Origin of the sequence: Terracoccus sp. 273MFTsu3.1 (genome assembly GCF_000383675.1) — a bacterium.
Taxonomy (GTDB): Bacteria; Actinomycetota; Actinomycetes; order Actinomycetales; family Dermatophilaceae; genus Terrabacter.
Genome location: NZ_KB911820.1, coordinates 729787 through 746489, shown reverse-complemented (window position 1 = coordinate 746489; position 16703 = coordinate 729787). Strand labels below are relative to the sequence as shown.

Annotated in this window: 14 protein-coding genes; 10 read left to right on the top strand and 4 right to left on the bottom strand. The window is 72.1% G+C overall.

What is annotated here, in order from left to right; all coding sequences use genetic code 11:
* Positions 1-83 precede the first annotated feature (83 nt).
* The 3 genes from H283_RS0103430 to H283_RS0103420 all read left to right on the top strand — a co-directional run bounded on the left by H283_RS0103430 (position 84) and on the right by H283_RS0103420 (position 4443).
* A complete protein-coding gene (locus H283_RS0103430; protein WP_020142121.1) occupies positions 84-833 on the top strand; it encodes a VIT family protein in 750 nt (249 codons plus the stop codon).
* Positions 834-1077: 244 nt separating this feature from the next.
* Complete coding sequence (locus H283_RS0103425) at positions 1078-3264, top strand: DEAD/DEAH box helicase (protein WP_020142120.1); 2187 nt, start codon at positions 1078-1080, stop codon at positions 3262-3264.
* 138 nt (positions 3265-3402) lie between these two features.
* Positions 3403-4443 carry a zinc-dependent alcohol dehydrogenase family protein gene (locus tag H283_RS0103420; RefSeq protein WP_028785300.1) on the top strand — a complete coding sequence of 347 codons (1041 nt, stop codon included), beginning with the start codon at positions 3403-3405 and terminating at the stop codon, positions 4441-4443.
* A gap of 13 nt (positions 4444-4456) precedes the next feature.
* Here the strand turns inward: H283_RS0103420 and H283_RS0103415 are convergent, their stop codons facing one another.
* Complete coding sequence (locus H283_RS0103415; RefSeq protein WP_020142118.1) at positions 4457-4957, bottom strand: GNAT family N-acetyltransferase; 501 nt, start codon at positions 4955-4957, stop codon at positions 4457-4459.
* A gap of 10 nt (positions 4958-4967) precedes the next feature.
* Positions 4968-7010, bottom strand: a complete 2043-nt coding sequence (locus H283_RS0103410; RefSeq protein WP_020142117.1) for an NAD(+) synthase — start codon at positions 7008-7010, stop codon at positions 4968-4970.
* Between the two features lie 137 nt (positions 7011-7147).
* Between H283_RS0103410 and H283_RS0103405 the strand changes: the two genes are divergently transcribed.
* The 3 genes from H283_RS0103405 to H283_RS0103395 all read left to right on the top strand — a co-directional run bounded on the left by H283_RS0103405 (position 7148) and on the right by H283_RS0103395 (position 9824).
* On the top strand, positions 7148-7576 hold the full coding sequence (locus H283_RS0103405) for a pyridoxamine 5'-phosphate oxidase family protein (RefSeq protein ID WP_020142116.1): 429 nt from the start codon (positions 7148-7150) through the stop codon (positions 7574-7576).
* 54 nt (positions 7577-7630) lie between these two features.
* Positions 7631-8335, top strand: a complete 705-nt coding sequence (locus H283_RS26460; protein WP_020142115.1) for a hypothetical protein — start codon at positions 7631-7633, stop codon at positions 8333-8335.
* A gap of 64 nt (positions 8336-8399) precedes the next feature.
* Positions 8400-9824: a PepSY domain-containing protein gene (locus H283_RS0103395; protein WP_020142114.1), complete on the top strand. Its 1425-nt coding sequence runs from the start codon at positions 8400-8402 to the stop codon at positions 9822-9824.
* 20 nt (positions 9825-9844) lie between these two features.
* Here the strand turns inward: H283_RS0103395 and H283_RS0103390 are convergent, their stop codons facing one another.
* Positions 9845-11038, bottom strand: coding sequence for a glycine C-acetyltransferase (locus H283_RS0103390; RefSeq protein WP_020142113.1), 1194 nt, complete (start codon positions 11036-11038; stop codon positions 9845-9847).
* 143 nt (positions 11039-11181) lie between these two features.
* Between H283_RS0103390 and H283_RS0103385 the strand changes: the two genes are divergently transcribed.
* From H283_RS0103385 to H283_RS0103370, 4 genes are all read left to right on the top strand, one after another.
* Complete coding sequence (locus H283_RS0103385) at positions 11182-11673, top strand: pyridoxamine 5'-phosphate oxidase family protein (protein ID WP_020142112.1); 492 nt, start codon at positions 11182-11184, stop codon at positions 11671-11673.
* Between the two features lie 94 nt (positions 11674-11767).
* Entirely contained in the window at positions 11768-12016 is a 249-nt protein-coding gene (locus H283_RS0103380) for an SCO4226 family nickel-binding protein (RefSeq protein WP_028785298.1), read from the top strand.
* 129 nt (positions 12017-12145) lie between these two features.
* The gene (locus H283_RS0103375; RefSeq protein WP_020142110.1) at positions 12146-12973 is read left to right on the top strand and encodes a caspase family protein; all 828 of its coding nucleotides are present in this window, start codon (positions 12146-12148) and stop codon (positions 12971-12973) included.
* A gap of 3 nt (positions 12974-12976) precedes the next feature.
* Positions 12977-16063 (top strand): CHAT domain-containing protein, encoded by a 3087-nt coding sequence (locus H283_RS0103370; protein WP_020142109.1) that lies wholly within the window; start codon positions 12977-12979, stop codon positions 16061-16063.
* Here H283_RS0103370 and H283_RS0103365 read toward each other — a convergent pair.
* Entirely contained in the window at positions 16053-16622 is a 570-nt protein-coding gene (locus tag H283_RS0103365) for a dihydrofolate reductase family protein (protein ID WP_020142108.1), read from the bottom strand. The genes H283_RS0103370 and H283_RS0103365 overlap by 11 nt on opposite strands.
* Positions 16623-16703 lie beyond the last annotated feature (81 nt).

The window sequence follows — 16703 nt, the reverse complement described above, 5'->3', positions numbered from 1 at the left end:
CCTTCGGTGACAGCGTCCCCGGCGGGTGCCACGATCGACGGGCACCGCTCCCCACCGCCTCACCCTCGATCGGAGCACCACCCATGTCCGACGTGCGAGCGTCCGACGAGCCCACGCCCGTCGACAACGGCCACGACCGCGACGAGCCGCACGACGCCAACGTCGGCGCGCGCCTCAACTGGCTCCGCGCCGGCGTCCTGGGCGCCAACGACGGCATCGTGTCGACCGCCGGCGTCGTCGTCGGCGTCGCGGGTGCGACCGCCGACAAGGCCGCGATCATCCTCGCGGGCATCGCCGCGCTGTCCGCCGGTGCCATGTCGATGGCTGCCGGCGAGTACGTCTCGGTCAGCACCCAGCGTGACTCCGAACGCGCGCTCCTGACGCTCGAGCGCAAGGAGCTGCACGAGGACCCCGAGGGCGAGCTCGAGGAGCTGACCCAGCTCTACGAGGCCAAGGGGATGCGCCGCGAGCTGGCCGCCGAGGTCGCGCGCGAGCTCACGGCCCACGACGCGCTCACGGCGCATGCCGAGGCCGAGCTCGGCATCGACCCGACCGAGCTGACCAACCCGTGGCACGCCGCCGGCGCCTCGATGCTCGCCTTCGTCGTCGGCGCGATCCTGCCGATGCTCACCATCACCTTCAGCCCGGCCTCGATCCGGATCCACGTCACGGTGGTCAGCGTCGCCGCGGCCCTCGCCCTGACCGGAGCGGTCAGCGCCCGCCTCGGACGCAGCCCGGCCACCCGGGCGGTCCTGCGCAACGTCGCCGGCGGCCTGCTCGCCATGGGCGTGACGTATGCCATCGGCGCGCTCGTCGGGGTCAACATCGGCTGAGCGCGCGGCCACTTCACGGCCAGCACGCGGCATACGACCCGATCAGCGCCCGCCGGGCTGTAGAGTCGAGGTGTCCCAAGCGCCCGTCAGTGGCGCAACCGCCGGTCCGGCGCTCGGGGCACGGGGCGCGCGATGCGCGTCCACCGGGACTCGAGCCGAGTCCGCCGCCGACACCGACCCAGTCAGGCACGGTGTCGTCCGGGGGCCCAGCCCGCTCGACGTCCTCCGCGTCATCAGGAGGAACATGGCAACGCGCGTCCGCCGCCGACCGACCGACGGCCAGGGCCCCAAGCAGGGGCAGAACGGCCAGAACCACGGTCAGCGGAAGGCCACCCAGCGCAAGGACGACCCTGCGCCGCTCATCCCCGTGCTCGCTCGGCGGGTCCGCGAGGTCGAGTCCCGCGTCTCGAGCAAGGGCAAGGCCAGCCCGACGAACCGGACCAAGTTCCTCGTCGTGGCCCTGCTCATGCGGTCCGAGCGCGCCCGGGTCCGCGAGGACGCCTCGATCCCGTCGGCCACCCGAGCCGACCTGCTCAAGCGCCTCGACGGCATCGCGACGATCCTCGCGCAGATCGCGGCCCGCGACACGAGCCTGCTGACGCTGCTCGACGCGAACGCCAAGCCCGGCCCGGCCGCCCAGCAGATGCGCCGCGACTGGCTCCTCGAGTCGGGCGCCGAGCTCGCCGAGGAGGACCTCGTCATCCAGGCGCCCGAGCCCCCGCGGCCGGTCGTCCCGCCGCAGATCGCGGCCCGCCAGGTGATGCCCCAGTCGGTGCCGTCGCGCGCGCTCGCCAACCCGTTCCTGACGCCCGACGTCGGTCGCGCCCAGAGCGACTACCTTCCCAACCGGCTCGCCGGCTGGGACCTGCTCAGCCCGCTCTACCGCGCCTTCGAGCAGGGCGCCGGCGGCGAGGCAGCCTCGATGGACCTGCCGCCGACCCCGCAGATCGACCGCTTCTCCCCTCCCGGGTCGCAGCTCATGGTCCACCAGTCCCGCTTCCTCCAGAGCGTCCAGGAGGGCCACCGCACCTTCCTGCTCGCCGACGAGCCCGGTCTCGGCAAGACGGCCCAGTCGGTCATGGCCGCCTCGATCGCCGGCGCCTACCCGATGCTCGCCGTCGTGCCGAACGTCGTGAAGATCAACTGGGCCCGTGAGGTCGAGCGGTGGACGCCGCAGCGCCGGGTCACCGTCATCCACGGCGACGGCAACGACGTCGACGCCTTCGCGGACGTGTTCGTCGTCAACTACGAGATCCTCGACCGGCACTTCGGGTGGCTCTCGAGCTTCGGCTTCCGCTCGATGGTCGTCGACGAGGCCCACTTCATCAAGAACCTCCAGTCGCAGCGGTCCCAGCAGGTCCTGGCCCTCGGCGACCGGCTGCGGTCGACGACGCCCGGCGGCGACCCGCTCCTCATCGCCCTGACGGGCACGCCGCTCATCAACGACGTCAAGGACTTCGACGCGATCTGGCGCTTCCTCGGCTGGATCAAGGACGGCAAGCCGACCGCCGAGATCACCCGGCGCCTCGACGAGACCGGGCACACGCCCGCCGACCGCGCCTTCTACCCGGAGGCCCGTCGCGCCGTCATCGACATGGGCATCGTGCGCCGCCGCAAGGTCGACGTCGCCAAGGACCTTCCCGACAAGCGGATCGCCGACATCACCGTCGAGCTCGACGACGACCTCGGTCGGTCGATCCGCGAGGCCGAGCGCGCCCTGGGCCGCCGTCTGGCCCAGCGCTACCGGTCCCTCCTGGCTGCCGGCGACGGACGCGAGGAGGACGGCGAGCCCGACCCCGCGCTCATGCGTCGGGTCGCCGCCGCGGAGCTGCGCGCCGCGTCGGCCGAGAAGGGGACCGACAACGTCTTCTCGCTCGTGCGTCGCATCGGCCAGGCCAAGTCGACGCTCGCCGCCGACTACGCCGTGCAGCTGTCGCACTCGGTGGGCAAGGTCGTCTTCTTCGCCAAGCACATCGACGTGATGGACGCCGCCGAGCGCGTCCTCGCCTCGGCCGGCCTGCGCACCGTGTCGGTCCGTGGCGAGCAGACCTCGAAGCAGCGCCAGGAGGCGATCGACGCCTTCCAGAAGGACCCCGAGGTCGCGGTCGCGGTCTGCTCGCTCACCGCCGCCGGCGTCGGGCTCAACCTGCACGCCGCCTCAAACGTCGTGCTCGCCGAGCTGTCGTGGACCGCGGCCGAGCAGCAGCAGGCCATCGACCGGGTGCACCGCATCGGCCAGGACGAGCCCGTCACGGCCTGGCGCATCCTCGCGTCCGGCACGATCGACTCGAAGATCGCCGAGCTCATCGACGCCAAGCAGGGGCTCGCCGCGCGCGCCCTCGACGGCAGCGACGAGGACATCACCTCGGGCGACACGCTCCAGCTCGACGCCCTCGTCGAGCTGCTGCGCCAGGCCCTCGTCGAGCTCTGACGCCCGCCTGCCGGGACGGGACCCAGGTCCCGTCCCGGCGCCCCGGGCCGGGACGTATGGCCCTACCTCCTCACCGGTCCGCGCGATGGACTGGACCCGCGCCGCTGACCTGCGGCCCGAGGAGGAGACATGAGCACCATGCACGCGATCGTCTACCACGGCCCCGGCCGCAAGACGTGGGACGAGGTCCCGAAGCCGACGGTCCAGGCCGACACCGACGCCATCGTCAGGGTCGACACCGTGACCATCTGCGGCACCGACCTGCACATCCTCAAGGGTGACGTCGCAGCCGTCACCGACGGGCGGATCCTCGGCCACGAGGCCGTCGGCACCGTCGAGGAGGTCGGACCCGGCGTCAAGAACGTCAAGCCCGGCGACCGCGTGCTCGTCTCGTGCATCACCGCGTGCGGTGCGTGCCGCTACTGCCGCGAGAGCAGCTACGGCCAGTGCATCGGCGGCGGTGGCTGGATCCTCGGCCACCGGATCGACGGCACACAGGCGGAGTACGTCCGGGTCCCCTTCGCGGACACCTCGACGTATGCCGTCCCCGAAGGAGTGACTGACGAGGAAGTGCTCATGCTCGCCGACATCGGGCCCACGGGCTACGAGGTCGGTGTGCTGAACGGCCGGGTCTCACCCGGTGACGTCGTAGCGGTGGTGGGCGCCGGCCCGGTCGGGCTCTCCGCCATCATGGGTGCCAAGCTCTTCAGTCCGGCGCACGTCGTGGCCATCGACCTGGCCGATGCCCGACTCGAGGCGGCCAAGCAGTTCGGGGCCGACATCACGGTGAACCCCTCCCGCGAGGACGCCGTCGCCATCGTCCGGGGCCTGACCCAGGGTCTCGGGGCCGACGTCGCCATCGAGGCGGTCGGGGTGGCAGCGACGTTCGAGCAGTGCGCGGCTCTCGTGCGTCCGGGCGGCACCGTCGCCAACGTGGGGGTCCACGGCGGCCCGGCCACCCTGCACCTGGAGGAGCTCTGGATCAAGAACGTCACCATCACGACGGGTCTCGTCGACACGTACTCGACGCCGACCCTGCTCCGCCTCCTGGCCGCCCACCACATCGACCTCGCGCAGTTCGTGACGCACCGGTTCCCGATGGCCGACTTCCTCGACGCCTACGACACGTTCGCCCGCGCGGCGGACACCGGAGCCCTCAAGGTGGTGCTGACGCGCTGAGGAGCGCGCGACCTCAGAGGTCGACGTGCATGATCCGCAGGCCCACGCGTTCCCCGGTCGGGAGCTCGTGGGCCCGCGGCACGGTGCCGACGACGGTGAAGCCGAGGCTCTCGTAGAGCCGCACGGCCCCGGTGTTCGTGGCGACGACGGCGTTGAACTGCATGGCGGCATACCCGGACTCCCGGGCCCAGTCGAGCGAGTCGACGACGAGGGCGCGGCCCACACCACGACCACGCGCCTCTGCCGTGACCATGTAGCTCGCGGTCGCGACGTGCGACCCGGGGCCGGGACGGTTGCGTCCCATCTTCGCCGTGCCGAGGACACGCTCGCCGTCGACGGCGACGGTGACCCGGCCGCCGGGACCGTTCTCGAGCCAGATGCCGCGCGCCTCCGTCTCCGTGAGGTCGGTCGGGAACGGGAAGGTGTCGCCCGCACGGACGACCTCCTCGATGACGGGCCACACGAGCGGCCAGTCGGCCTCGTCGAAGTCACGGACGGTGATGCTGGAAGCCACTCGGATCGCCTTACTTCTCAGGGACATTCGCATCGAGCTCGCTCAGCCACGCCACCGACGTCGCGTCGGACGGCATACGCCAGTCACCCCGCGGCGACAGCGAGCCGCCCGCCACGACCTTGGGCCCGTTGGGCAGCGCGGAGCGCTTGAACTGGTTGGCGAAGTAGCGCCTGACGAAGACCTCCAGCCAGTGCCTGATCGTCGCGAGGTCGTATGCCGTCCGGTCGGCCTCGGGGTAGCCCGCGGGCCACTCCCCCGCCTCGCTGTCCCGCCACGCGTTCCACGCGAGGTAGGCGATCTTCGACGGGCGGTAGCCGCGGCGCAGCACGTGGAAGAGCGTGAAGTCCTGCAGCGCGTAGGGCCCGATCATCGCCTCCGTGCTCTGCGGCTTCTCGCCATCCTTGGCCGGCACGAGCTCGGGCGTGATCTCGGTGTCGAGGATGGAGGTCAGCGTGCCGGCCACCTCCTCGTCGAACTGGCTCGACGACACGACCCAGCGGATGAGGTGCTGCATGAGGGTCTTGGGCACGCCGGTGTTGACGCCGTAGTGGCTCATCTGGTCGCCGACGCCGTAGGTGCACCAGCCGAGGGCGAGCTCGGACAGGTCGCCGGTGCCGAGGACGATGCCGCCGCGCTGGTTGGCGATGCGGAAGAGGTAGTCGGTGCGCAGGCCCGCCTGGACGTTCTCGAAGGTGACGTCGTAGAGCTCCTCGCCCCGGCCGAACGGGTGGCCCATCGCCTCGAGCATCTGGGTCGCCGCCGGTCGGATGTCGAGCTCCTCCCACGTGACCTCGAGCGACTCCATGAGCGCGATGGCGTTGCTCTTGGTGTGGTCGCTCGTCGCGAAGCCGGGCATCGTGAAGGCGAGGATGTCGCTGCGGGGCCGGTCCAGCCGGTCCATGGCCTTGGCCGCGACGATGAGCGCGTGGGTCGAGTCGAGGCCGCCGCTCACGCCGATGACGACCTTGGGCTGCCCGATGGCGCGGAGACGCTGCTCGAGACCGGAGACCTGGATGTTGTACGCCTCGTAGCAGTCGAGCGCGAGGCGGTCCTCGTCGTCGGGCACGAAGGGGAAGCGGTCGACCTTGCGGAGCAGGCCGAGGTCGCCGGTCGGCGGGTCGAGCTCGAGCTCGACGGTGCGGAAGCCGTCGGTGCGCGCGGCGAGGGTGCGGCGGTTGTCGTCGAAGGTGCCCTGCCGCTGGCGCTCCTGGCGCAGCAGGTCGAGGTCGATGTCGGCGACGGAGGCGCGGGCACCCTCGGGGAAGCGCTCGCTCTCGGCGAGGAGGGCACCGTTCTCGTAGACCATCGTCATGCCGTCCCACGACAGGTCGGTCGAGCTCTCGCCCTCGCCGGCGGCGGCGTAGAGGTAGGCGGCGAGGCAGCGGGCCGACGCGCTGCGGGCGAGCAGGTGACGGTCCTCTGCGCGCGAGACGGTGATCGGCGAGCCGGAGAGGTTGGTGAGGATCGTCGCGCCCGCGAGCGCCGCCTCGTGGCTCGGCGGGACGGGGACCCACATGTCCTCGCAGACCTCGACGTGCAGGACGAAGCCCGGCACGTCGGTGGCCCGGAAGAGCAGGTCGGGGCCGAACGGCACCCGGTCGCCCGCGACGTCGATGGTCTGGCCGCGCTGGTCGTCGCCGGGCGCGAAGTGACGCCGCTCGTAGAACTCGCGATAGTTCGGCAGGTAGGACTTGGGCGCGACACCGAGGATGCGACCGCCGTGGAGGACGACGCCGCAGTTGTAGACGCGCGAGCCCTTCTCCAGCGGCGCGCCGACGATGACGACCGGGCGGAGGTCGGCGGTGGCCTCGGCGATCCGGGCCAGGGCGTCGTCGACGGCGTCGAGGAGCGGGTCCTGCAGGAGCAGGTCGTCGATGGCGTAGCCCGACAGACACAGCTCGGGGAAGAGCACGAGGCCTACGCCCTCGTCGTCGAGATCGCGCAGCTGCGCGATGACGGCGTCGGCGTTGCGCTCGGGGTCGACCGCCACGATCGGCAGGGTGCACGCGGCGACGCGGGCGAAGCCCTGGGCCCAGGAGCTGTAGAAGTCCATGGGCACAGTCAATCGCACGCCCGTGCGGGAGTGCGTGTGACGCGGGACTCGCGGCGAGCGCGGGCGTGTCCGGCACCATCTTTACTACCATCAGTAGTAGTCGGACGCCCGTCCGACGAGCACCCGAGGAGGTCACCATGTCGGACCAGAACCCGGTCCACGTCCTTCACCCGGAGGAGTCCTGGGGCTTCCTCCGCACGCACGAGTTCGGCCGCCTGGCCTTCCATCTCGTCGGTGAGGTGCACCTGACACCGATCAACTACGCGCTCGACGGCGAGCGCATCGTCTTCATGACGGCCGAGGGCAGCAAGCTCTTCGGCGTCACGGCCAACCCCGACGTCGCCTTCGAGGTCGACGAGATCGTCGGCGAGCGTGCGACGAGCGTCATCTGCCGCGGCCGTGCGCGCACCCTCGAGGGACAGGCCGCCTACGTCGTCGAGCGCCTCCCGGTGCGGCCGTGGATCGACACCCCGAAGTCGGTCGTCGTCGCGATCGAGGTCGACGAGATCTCCGGACGCCGCTTCGACCTCACGCGGCCGTGGCTGCGGGACCTGCCCGCCGGCTGACCGGCTGACCGCCTGACCCGCTGACCGGCGCGCGCCCTCGTCTACCCTTGGCGCGTGCCGACGTCCGCCCGGAGCCCGCGCGCGCAGGTCTTGCGCGCGCTCGTGCTGGCCCTCCTCGCCACCGGCGGAGCCACGGTCGCGCACGGGCTCGGTGGTGGCCACCTCGTCCCGGGTGCCGGGGTCCTCGTCGCGATTGCCCTCCTGACCGGCGCCACGCTGCCGTTCGTGCGCTCCGGCCTGACGGTCCTCCGGTCCGCGGTCCTGCTCGCCGCCCTCCAGGTGGCTGCGCACGTCGTGCACGAGCTCGCGGCGCTGGCCGTGGGCTCCGCCGTCCACGGGACCGCCGCCGGCCCCTCCCACGCGGCACACGGCATACGCCCCCTCGGTCGCATCGACACGGGCGCCGGCACGGCCGGCGACCGTGGCGCGGTCGCGACGAGCGCGCTCGCCGACCTGCTCCCGACCCCGACGATGCTCCTCGCACACGTCGTGGCCGCGATCACGGTCGGCGTCCTGCTGACCCGCAGCGAGGAGTCGTGGCGGGTCGCCTGCGTTCTGATCGGCGTGCTGGGTCAGGTGATGACACGGGCCGTTCGTGCAGTGGCTGACCACGCGCTCGCCCTGTGGCACTCGCTGGCCACGACCGGCGCCGGCCTCGGCGCCCTGCGCTCGCAGCAGCCGTTGGACCTGCACGTTCCCGCCGACGTGTGGCGCGCCCGCACCCCGGTGCGTCGCGGTCCCCCCGCCCTCCTCGCCTGACACCCCCTCGCAGCGCCGGTCGTCGACCGGCCCTGCCCCCTACCCGTCATGCCCGAGGAGCACCATGTCCGTCATCGATCCCGCACGTCCGAAACCCCACGCCCGCAAGGGTGCCCGTCCGACCACCGGCCTGTTCCGCGCCTTCTGGCGGTGGCACTTCTACGCCTCCGTCGTCGTCGTCCCCGTCCTGCTCGTCCTCGCCGTCACCGGCCTCGTCTACCTCTTCCGCTTCCAGATCGAGCCGCTCGTCCACCCCGACCTCCTGCGCGTCGACCACGCCCAGGGCCAGCTGACCCAGCCGTGGCAGACCCAGCTCGAGGCCGTCCAGGAGGCATCTGCGGGCGCCACCGTCGTCTCGTTCACGGAGCCGACCGGCGTCGACGACAGCGCCCGCTTCACCGTCGAGACGGCCGAGGGCCTGACCCGTGACGTCTTCGTCGACCCGTACACCGTGCGCGTGCTCGGCTCGCTCGACCCGGACTCCACGATCAGCGGCACCGCCGTGCGCCTGCACGCCGACCTCATGGCCGGCCGGTTCGGCGACACCGTCATCGAGCTCGGCGCCTGCTGGGCCGTCGTCATGGCCGTGACCGGCTACTACCTCTTCGTCAGGGGTCGCCGGGCGCGCCGTCGCCAGCGCGCGGCGGGCGCGGACGGCGCACGGCTGCGGACGACCCACGCCCGCACCGGGGCGTTCGTCGGCGCCGGGCTGCTGCTCCTCGTCGTCTCGGGCCTGCCGTGGACCGGCATCTGGGGCGAGCTGGTGCAGCGGCTGGCCACCGACCGCGGCACGTCGCTGTGGGCCGAGGACCCGGGCGCCCTGTCCGACCCGACCTCGACCCTGGACGAGTCGCTGCCGCACAGCCACCACGCCGTCCCGTGGGCTCAGGGCAAGAGCCCTGTGCCGCAGTCGGATCCGGAATCGGCCGGAGACGAGGACAGCATCGCGAACCTCGACACCGCCGTCGAGGTGGGCGACCGGTCGGGCCTGGCGCATCCGATGACGGTTGCCCTGCCCTCGGACGACCGCGGCGTCTACTCGGTCATCGGCTACGCCTTCGACGATCCCGGCGCCGAGCGGACCGTCCACGTCGACCGCTTCGGCGGCCAGGTCGTGAGCACGTACGGCTACGACGACTACCCGGCCCTGGCAAAGGTCGTCAGCCAGGGCATCGCCGTCCACGAGGGCCGCCGCTTCGGCACGGTGAACTTCTCGCTCACCGCCCTCTTCTGCGTGGCCGTCGTCGTGTCGTGCGTGACCGGGCCGGTCATGTGGTGGCGCCGTCGTCCGCGCGGGGCAGGCGCCGTCGGCGCACCCCGAGGACGTATGCCGCTCGCCTCGTCACCGCTGCTCGCCGTGCTCGTCGTGGGGCTGGCGGTCGCGCTGCCGGTCTTCGGGGCCTCGCTCGTGCTCGTCCTGCTGCTCGACCGGTTCGTCATCCGCCGGGTGCCGCGTCTGCGCCAGGCGTTCAACAGCGCCGACCGGTAGCGGTCACGACGGGTGCGCGGTCAGCCGACTGCGTCGCGGGCGGCGACGAAGGCGTCGACGCAGGCGCGCACGTCGGCCTCGGAGTGCGCGGCCGAGAGCTGCACACGGATGCGGGCCTTGCCACGAGGCACGACCGGGAAGCTGAAGGCGATGACGTAGACGCCGTTGCCGAGCATGTGGTCGGCGATCTGCGCGGCCTGGCGGGCGCCGTCCTCGCCGGGGAACATGACCGGACGGATCGGGTGCGTGCCCGGGAGCAGCTCGAAGCCGGCCTCGGTCATGAGCGAGTGGAAGAGCGCGGTGTTGGCCTTGAGCGTCTCGCGCTTCTCCGCCGAGCGCTCGACGAGCTCGAGGGCGGCCATGGAGCCCGCGACGACGGACGGCGCCACGGAGTTGCTGAAGAGGTAGGGACGCGAGCGCTGGCGGAGCAGGTCGACGATCTCCTGGTGCGACGACACGTAGCCGCCGGACGCACCACCGAGCGCCTTGCCGAGGGTGCCCGTGATGATGTCGACGCGGTCCATGACCCCGAAGAGCTCCGGCGTGCCTCGACCGCCGTCACCGACGAAGCCGACGGCGTGGGAGTCGTCGACGAAGACGAGCGCGCCGAACTCGTCGGCCAGGTCGCAGATCTCGTCGAGCGGGGCGTACGACCCGTCCATCGAGAAGACGCCGTCCGTGACGACGACCTTGCGCTTCGCTCCGGCTGCGACGGCCGCCTCGAGCTGAGCCCGCAGGTCGGTCATGTCGGCGTTCTTGTAGCGGTAGCGCATCGCCTTGGACAGCCGCACGCCGTCGATGATCGAGGCGTGGTTGAGCTCGTCGCTGATGATCGCGTCCTCGGCGCCGAAGAGCACCTCGAAGACGCCGCCGTTCGCGTCGAAGCACGACGAGTAGAGGATCGTCGCCTCCGTGCCGAGGAACTCGCTGACCTTGTGCTCGAGGGAGGTGTGCAGCGTCTGGGTGCCGCAGATGAAGCGCACCGAGGCCATGCCGAAGCCCCACTCGTCGAGCGCCTGCTTCGAGGCCGCCACGACACCCGGGTCGTTCGCCAGTCCGAGGTAGTTGTTGGCGCAGAAGTTGAGCGCCTCCGCCTTCAGCGTCGTGACGTGCGCCGACTGCGGCGACGTCAGCTCCCGCTCGTTCTTGTAGAGGCCGGCGTCCTTGATCTCCTGCAGCGTCGCGGCGATCTCGTCCTTGACTGAGCCGTACATCGGTGTCCTTCGCGGGTCGGTGGGGCGGGTGGCGCCACCCAGCGTATGCCCGTCCACGTTCGCGGAATCGCTGACGTCCTGCCCGACCCCGGAGGACGCTGGAAGGACGCCCGCGTCCGCGGGCGGCAGGAAGGAGTGAGGTCATGACGACACGACAGGGAAGCCTTGCGCTGCTCGATGACGAGGTGGCTCAGCGGCTGCTGCGGTCCCCGCTACCCGCGCGGCTGGCGTACTCGTGGACCGACGGGTCACCACGCGTGGTGCCCATCGGGTTTCACTGGAACGGCAAGGAGCTCGTGTTCGGGACGCCACCGGATGCGCCCAAGATGAGGGCTCTCAGGGACGGTGACCGCGCGGCCGTGTCCATCGACACGGACGAGATGCCCTACAAGGTGCTCCAGATACGCGGACGGGTGCGCACCGACACGGTGGAGGGGATCGCCCCCGAGTACGAGGCGATGACGGTTCGCATGCTCGGCGAGGAGCAGGGCCGCGCCTGGCTCACCACCCTCCGGGCCATCACGACCCAGATGAGCCGCGTCTTCGTCACACCCGAGTGGGTCGCGGTCCTCGACTTCGAGAGCCGTTTCCCGAGCGCGCTCGAGCGGGCCATGGAGCACGCGGCGAGCGCCTGACGGAGCTGACCGAAGTGCCTGCCGGAGGACACGACCCGGCGTAGCGTGGAGCCACCGTTCCTCGGGGGACCGACGACCCAGCGAGGCGATCACCATGCCAGAGTTCATGGATGTGCACACCAACATGCCCGGTGTGACATCGGAAGCACTGATGGAGGCCCACCAGGCCGACCTCGACATCCAGGACGAGGAGGGTGTCGTGTTCAAGCACGCCTGGGCCGACCCCACCAGCGGCCACGTGTTCTGCCTGTCCGAGGGACCGAGCGCCGACGCCGTGAAGCGCATCCACGAGCGCACCGGACACCCCGCGGACGAGATCCACGAGATCACCGTGACGGCCTGAGCGGGTCGGCCCCGACGACCAGCCCCAGACGTTCCTCCTGAACCGGCTGTATCAGCGGCCCCACGGGAGAACACTGGATCGCAGGGGCCGTCGCGCCCACTGCGCGGCCCGGGGTCGAAGGAGTCCACCATGTCCAAGCGCGCGCTGCTCATCGGGGTCAACGAGTACGCGATCCCGGGGGCGAACCTCCGGGGCTGCGTCAACGACGTCCACGACGTCGCCAACGCGCTGACCGACCTGTACGGCTTCGCGGACTCCGACATCACGATGCTCCTCGACCGCGCCGCGACGAAGGCCGCGATGACCCAGAGCATCGCCGACCTCGTCGACTCGGCCGAGCCCGGTGACGTCCTCTACCTCCACTACTCGGGCCACGGCTCCAACGTCCCCGACACCAACGGCGACGAGACGACCGACCACCGCGACGAGATCCTCTGCCCGCACGACCTCGACTGGAACGACCCGCTCACCGACGACTGGCTCCGCACGACGTTCGACCGGCTCGACCCGGGCGCATCGCTCACCGTCGTCATGGACTGCTGCCACTCCGGCAGCAACACCCGCGAGCCGGTGCTCCTCGGCGGCCCGCCACCGGAGGTCGTGTCGCGCTTCCTGCCCAACCCCGACGACGAGGCCCGCGGTGGCGGCTTCACGGGGACCCCGCGACGCGTCCGCCGGCGTCGCCGCACGGAGGACGTGCACGTCGTCGACATCGCCGAGACCCTGGTCAGCGGCTGCCGCGACGACCAGACCTCCGCCGATGCGCACATCGACGGCGGCTACAACGGCGCCCTGACCTACTACCTCGTCAGGGCCATGCGCGAGGACCCCCGGTCGACCTACCGGGCCCTGCACGCCCGCACGCTCGCCGGCCTGCGCGGCAACTACGACCAGGTGCCGCAGCTCGAGGGTCGCGCCCCACGCCTCGACCAGACCTTCCTGTCAGCGGTGGGCTGAGCCGTGTCGACCCTCGTGGGCGCCACGCCCCCCGCAGACCACGAGCCGTATGCCGTCCCGACCGACGGGCACGCGCCCGTCCTTCCCGAGCAGCCGCTGCCGGACCCGCCGAGCGCCGAGACCCCCGAGCCCACCCCGCCCACCACCCCGCCCACCGAGCCCACCGGGCCGGCACCCCAGCACGCGGTCGCCCCGCCGCCGACGCCGACCACCGACCCCGCCCCGAACGCCGACCCCGACGCGGACCCGTCGCGGCCGCTGACCCGGGTCCGGATCTCGCACGGCGACCTGCGCTTCGCCCGCCACCACGTCCTCGTCGGGCACTACCCGGGCAGCACCCTCGTGGGCGGCGAGGGCGCCCTGGACGAGCTGCTCGACGGCCGTCTGTCGCGGGCCGCCCTGCTCGGCATCTACCCCGGTCCGATCGAGACGTGCCAGGTGTTCACCGACCCCGACGAGTGGACCCGGCCACCGGGTGCGGTCGTGGCCGGGCTCGGTCCCATCGGCGGGCTGAGCGCCGCGTCGCTGGCGCGCGCGACCGCCCACGCGGTGCTGACGTCGGCCCTCGGCCACCTCACGGCCGGGGCGTCGGCGACGAGCACCGAGGTGCGGCAGCTGAGGCTCTCCAGCCTGCTCATCGGCACCGGCCAGGGCGGCCTCCCGGTCCGCGACAGCGTGCAGGCCCTGCTGACCGGGGTGCAGCGCGCCAACGACCGGCTCGCCGACACCGACCTCGGCGTACACATCGCCGAGCTCGAGATCATCGAGCTCTGGCAGGACCGCGCGCTCCAGGCGGTCGAGGCCCTCGGCTCGTCGCTGACGAGCGGCGAGCTCGCCGACTCCTTCACGGCCGACCTGCGCCTCGAGGAACGCCCGGGCCGCCAGCGTCGGCTGCTCTTCCAGGAGCCCACCGGCTGGTGGCAGCAGGTGCGCGTGCGCAGCGAGCCCGACGGAGGGCTGTCGTTCGAGGCCTCGATGCGACGGGCGGGCACGCCGACGCGCACCGTCCCGACGCAGCGGGCCCTCGTCGACCGGCTCGTCGAGTCGCTCGTCGACTCCCCGTCACCGGACCCGTCGGCGGCCCGGACGCTCTTCGAGCTGCTCTTCCCCAACGACCTCAAGGCGCAGGCCCCCGACACCGACAACCTCGTGCTGCTCGTCGACCGCGGCTCCGCGCACTACCCCTGGGAGCTGCTCGACGACCACGGCACCGAGGAGGACCGCGAGCCCCTCGGCGTCCGGCGCGGCCTCGTCCGCCAGCTCGAAGGCTCCTCGATGCGAAGCCACGTGCTCTCGGCGACGAGCAGCCGAGCCCTCGTCGTCGGCGACACCGCGAGCGGTCTGAGCGCCCTCCCGGCCGCCCAGAGAGAGGCCCGCGGGGTCGCCGATGCCCTGCGACAGAGCGGGTTCGAGGCCGAGCCGCTCATCGCCGAGAGCGGCACCAAGGTCATCCAGGCCCTCTTCGCGACGTCCTACCGCGTCGTCCACCTGGCCGGTCACGGCGTCTTCGAGTGGCCGCTCGGCGACGGGACGGACGCCACGGTCACCGGCATGGTGCTCGGCAACGGGATGTACCTCACGGCGGGCGAGGTCGGCCAGATGCGGCAGGTGCCCGAGCTCGTCGTCGTCAACTGCTGCCACCTCGGGTCGATGGGACCGAGCACTCCCGTCGGCCCAGCAGCCCCGGCCGCGCCGGGCCTGCCGACCGAGCGCGCCGGCAACTACCACCGGCTCGCCGCGAGCTTCGCGACCGAGCTCATCGACATCGGCGTGCGGGCGGTCGTCGCCTGCGGCTGGGCCGTCGACGACGCCGCGGCCTCGACCTTCGCCGCGACGCTCTACGACCGGCTGCTCTCGGGGCTGACGTTCGGCGAGGCGATCGCCGCAGCCCGGTGGCAGACGTGGAACGACCACCCGGCCGTCAACACGTGGGGCGCGTACCAGTGCTACGGCGACCCGGACTACCGCCTGGCCCCGGACGCGGTCGTGCATCGCGCGACGACGGTGCGACGGGCGCCGGCGAGCGCCGAGCAGGCCAGGGTCGAGATCGAGAACCTCGGGCAGTCGGTCGACGTCAGCCGCAACACCCGCTTCGGGCTCGACCGGCTGCGCGAGCTCTACGAGGCCCTCTCCCCCGAGGACCGCGAGGACGACGCGCTCCAGGTGCTCATCGCCCGGACGTACAACAAGTTCGGCGACTTCGGGCACGCCACGCAGTACTTCGAGCAGACCCTCGAGCGGGGCGGGACGGCCCTGACGGTGCGCGACTTCGAGGTCTGGATCGACCAGGTCGTCCGTGCGGCGGCGACGAGCGACGACCCGGTCGACGACGCGGTCGCGACGATCGAGTCGGCCATCGACCGGCTGCGCACGCTCCTCGACAACCCCGCGTCCCTCGTGCTCGGGGAGCACGCTCCCGCACGCGTCTCCGTCCTGCCGGGCGACACCCCCGGGGCGGCGAGCGGCGTCGGCATCGACCGGCTGTGGCGGGTCGCGAGCGCCTACAAGCGGCTCGCCCTCGTCACGTGTCCGGAGCGCCCCGGCTCGACCCGCGGCGGCGACTGGACGCGCACGCACGACGCGCTGACGAAGATGTCCGACTGGTACGCCGCGGCGCGGACCGCCTCGGGAGCGACCGACCGGCGTCGCCACGGCGCGCTCGCGAACTGGCTCGCCGCCGAGCTGGCTCTGCGCTGGCGCCCGGTCGAGGGGCGCACCGGGCTCGACCGGTCCGAGGCACGACGGCTCATCGACGAGTCGATCGGCGCCGCGCGCGAGGAGGCCTACCTGGCGCCGACGTTCTGGACGGTCGCGGTCTACGGCGACCTGCTCGTCCTCGACGCGCTGTGGAGCCCCCGGGCCACCGACGCCGAGGCCCAGCACGCCCTCGACCTCTACCGCCGCGCGAGCGACCTCGGCAGCGAGGAGCAGCTGCGCCAGGTGCGCGACCAGGTCGACTTCCTCATCGTCATGGCCGGCACCGAGGCGCAGCGCCGCGCCGAGTTCCTCCAGACCCTGCGCGATGGTCTCCTCGCCCTCGACGCGCCCCCGCCCGGCACGGACGACACGGACGGCACCGTCACCGCCTGACGGCATACCTCGCGTACGTCGTGCCGCCGGCGAAGCGGCGCTGCTCGAGCAGCTCGAGGTCGAGCCGTATGCCGTCCGGCAGGATCCGCGTGCCGCCACCCACGACGACGGGCACCGTCAGCAGGCGCAGCTCGTCCACGATGCCGGCGCGCAGCACCTCGGCCGCGAGGGTGGGACCACCGATGCTGACGTCGCGGTCGGCCGAGGCGACGAGGGCCGCCACGGCAGCGGGGTCGAGGTCGCGCTCGAGCCGCGTCCGCGGACCCGACACGGCCTCGAGGGTGCGGGAGAAGACGACCTTCTCGGCCGCCTGCCAGATGCGGGCGTAGTCGTGCTCGACGGCGTCGTCCGGATCGTCGGAGTCCTCCGTGGGCACGGTCTGCCAGTAGACCATCACGTCGTGGAGGCGGCGTCCGCAGAGATAGGTGCCGATGTCGCGCTCGAGGTCGTTGACGAAGGCGTGCACCTCCCGGTCGGGTGCGGCCCACTCGAAGCCACCGCTCGCGTCGTTCACGTAGCCGTCGAGGGAGGCGATCGTCGTGTAGATGAGGCGCGCCATGTGTTGACTCTGTCACTCATCCACGCTCAGGGCACCTCGTTCGAGTGGGTCCCGCGCGGGCCCGAGGTCTAGCATTACCGG

Bases quoted from the DNA above. Each gene is read 5' to 3' on its own strand.
- H283_RS0103380 (WP_028785298.1), top strand. From the start codon at position 11,768: ATGCCAGAGTTCATGGATGTGCACACCAACATGCCCGGTGTGACATCG.
- H283_RS0103385 (WP_020142112.1), top strand. From the start codon at position 11,182: ATGACGACACGACAGGGAAGCCTTGCGCTGCTCGATGACGAGGTGGCT.
- H283_RS0103395 (WP_020142114.1), top strand. From the start codon at position 8,400: ATGTCCGTCATCGATCCCGCACGTCCGAAACCCCACGCCCGCAAGGGT.
- H283_RS0103410 (WP_020142117.1), bottom strand. From the start codon at position 7,010: ATGGACTTCTACAGCTCCTGGGCCCAGGGCTTCGCCCGCGTCGCCGCG.
- H283_RS0103405 (WP_020142116.1), top strand. From the start codon at position 7,148: ATGTCGGACCAGAACCCGGTCCACGTCCTTCACCCGGAGGAGTCCTGG.
- H283_RS0103375 (WP_020142110.1), top strand. From the start codon at position 12,146: ATGTCCAAGCGCGCGCTGCTCATCGGGGTCAACGAGTACGCGATCCCG.
- H283_RS0103390 (WP_020142113.1), bottom strand. From the start codon at position 11,038: ATGTACGGCTCAGTCAAGGACGAGATCGCCGCGACGCTGCAGGAGATC.
- H283_RS0103365 (WP_020142108.1), bottom strand. From the start codon at position 16,622: ATGGCGCGCCTCATCTACACGACGATCGCCTCCCTCGACGGCTACGTG.
- H283_RS0103430 (WP_020142121.1), top strand. From the start codon at position 84: ATGTCCGACGTGCGAGCGTCCGACGAGCCCACGCCCGTCGACAACGGC.
- H283_RS0103425 (WP_020142120.1), top strand. From the start codon at position 1,078: ATGGCAACGCGCGTCCGCCGCCGACCGACCGACGGCCAGGGCCCCAAG.
- H283_RS0103420 (WP_028785300.1), top strand. From the start codon at position 3,403: ATGCACGCGATCGTCTACCACGGCCCCGGCCGCAAGACGTGGGACGAG.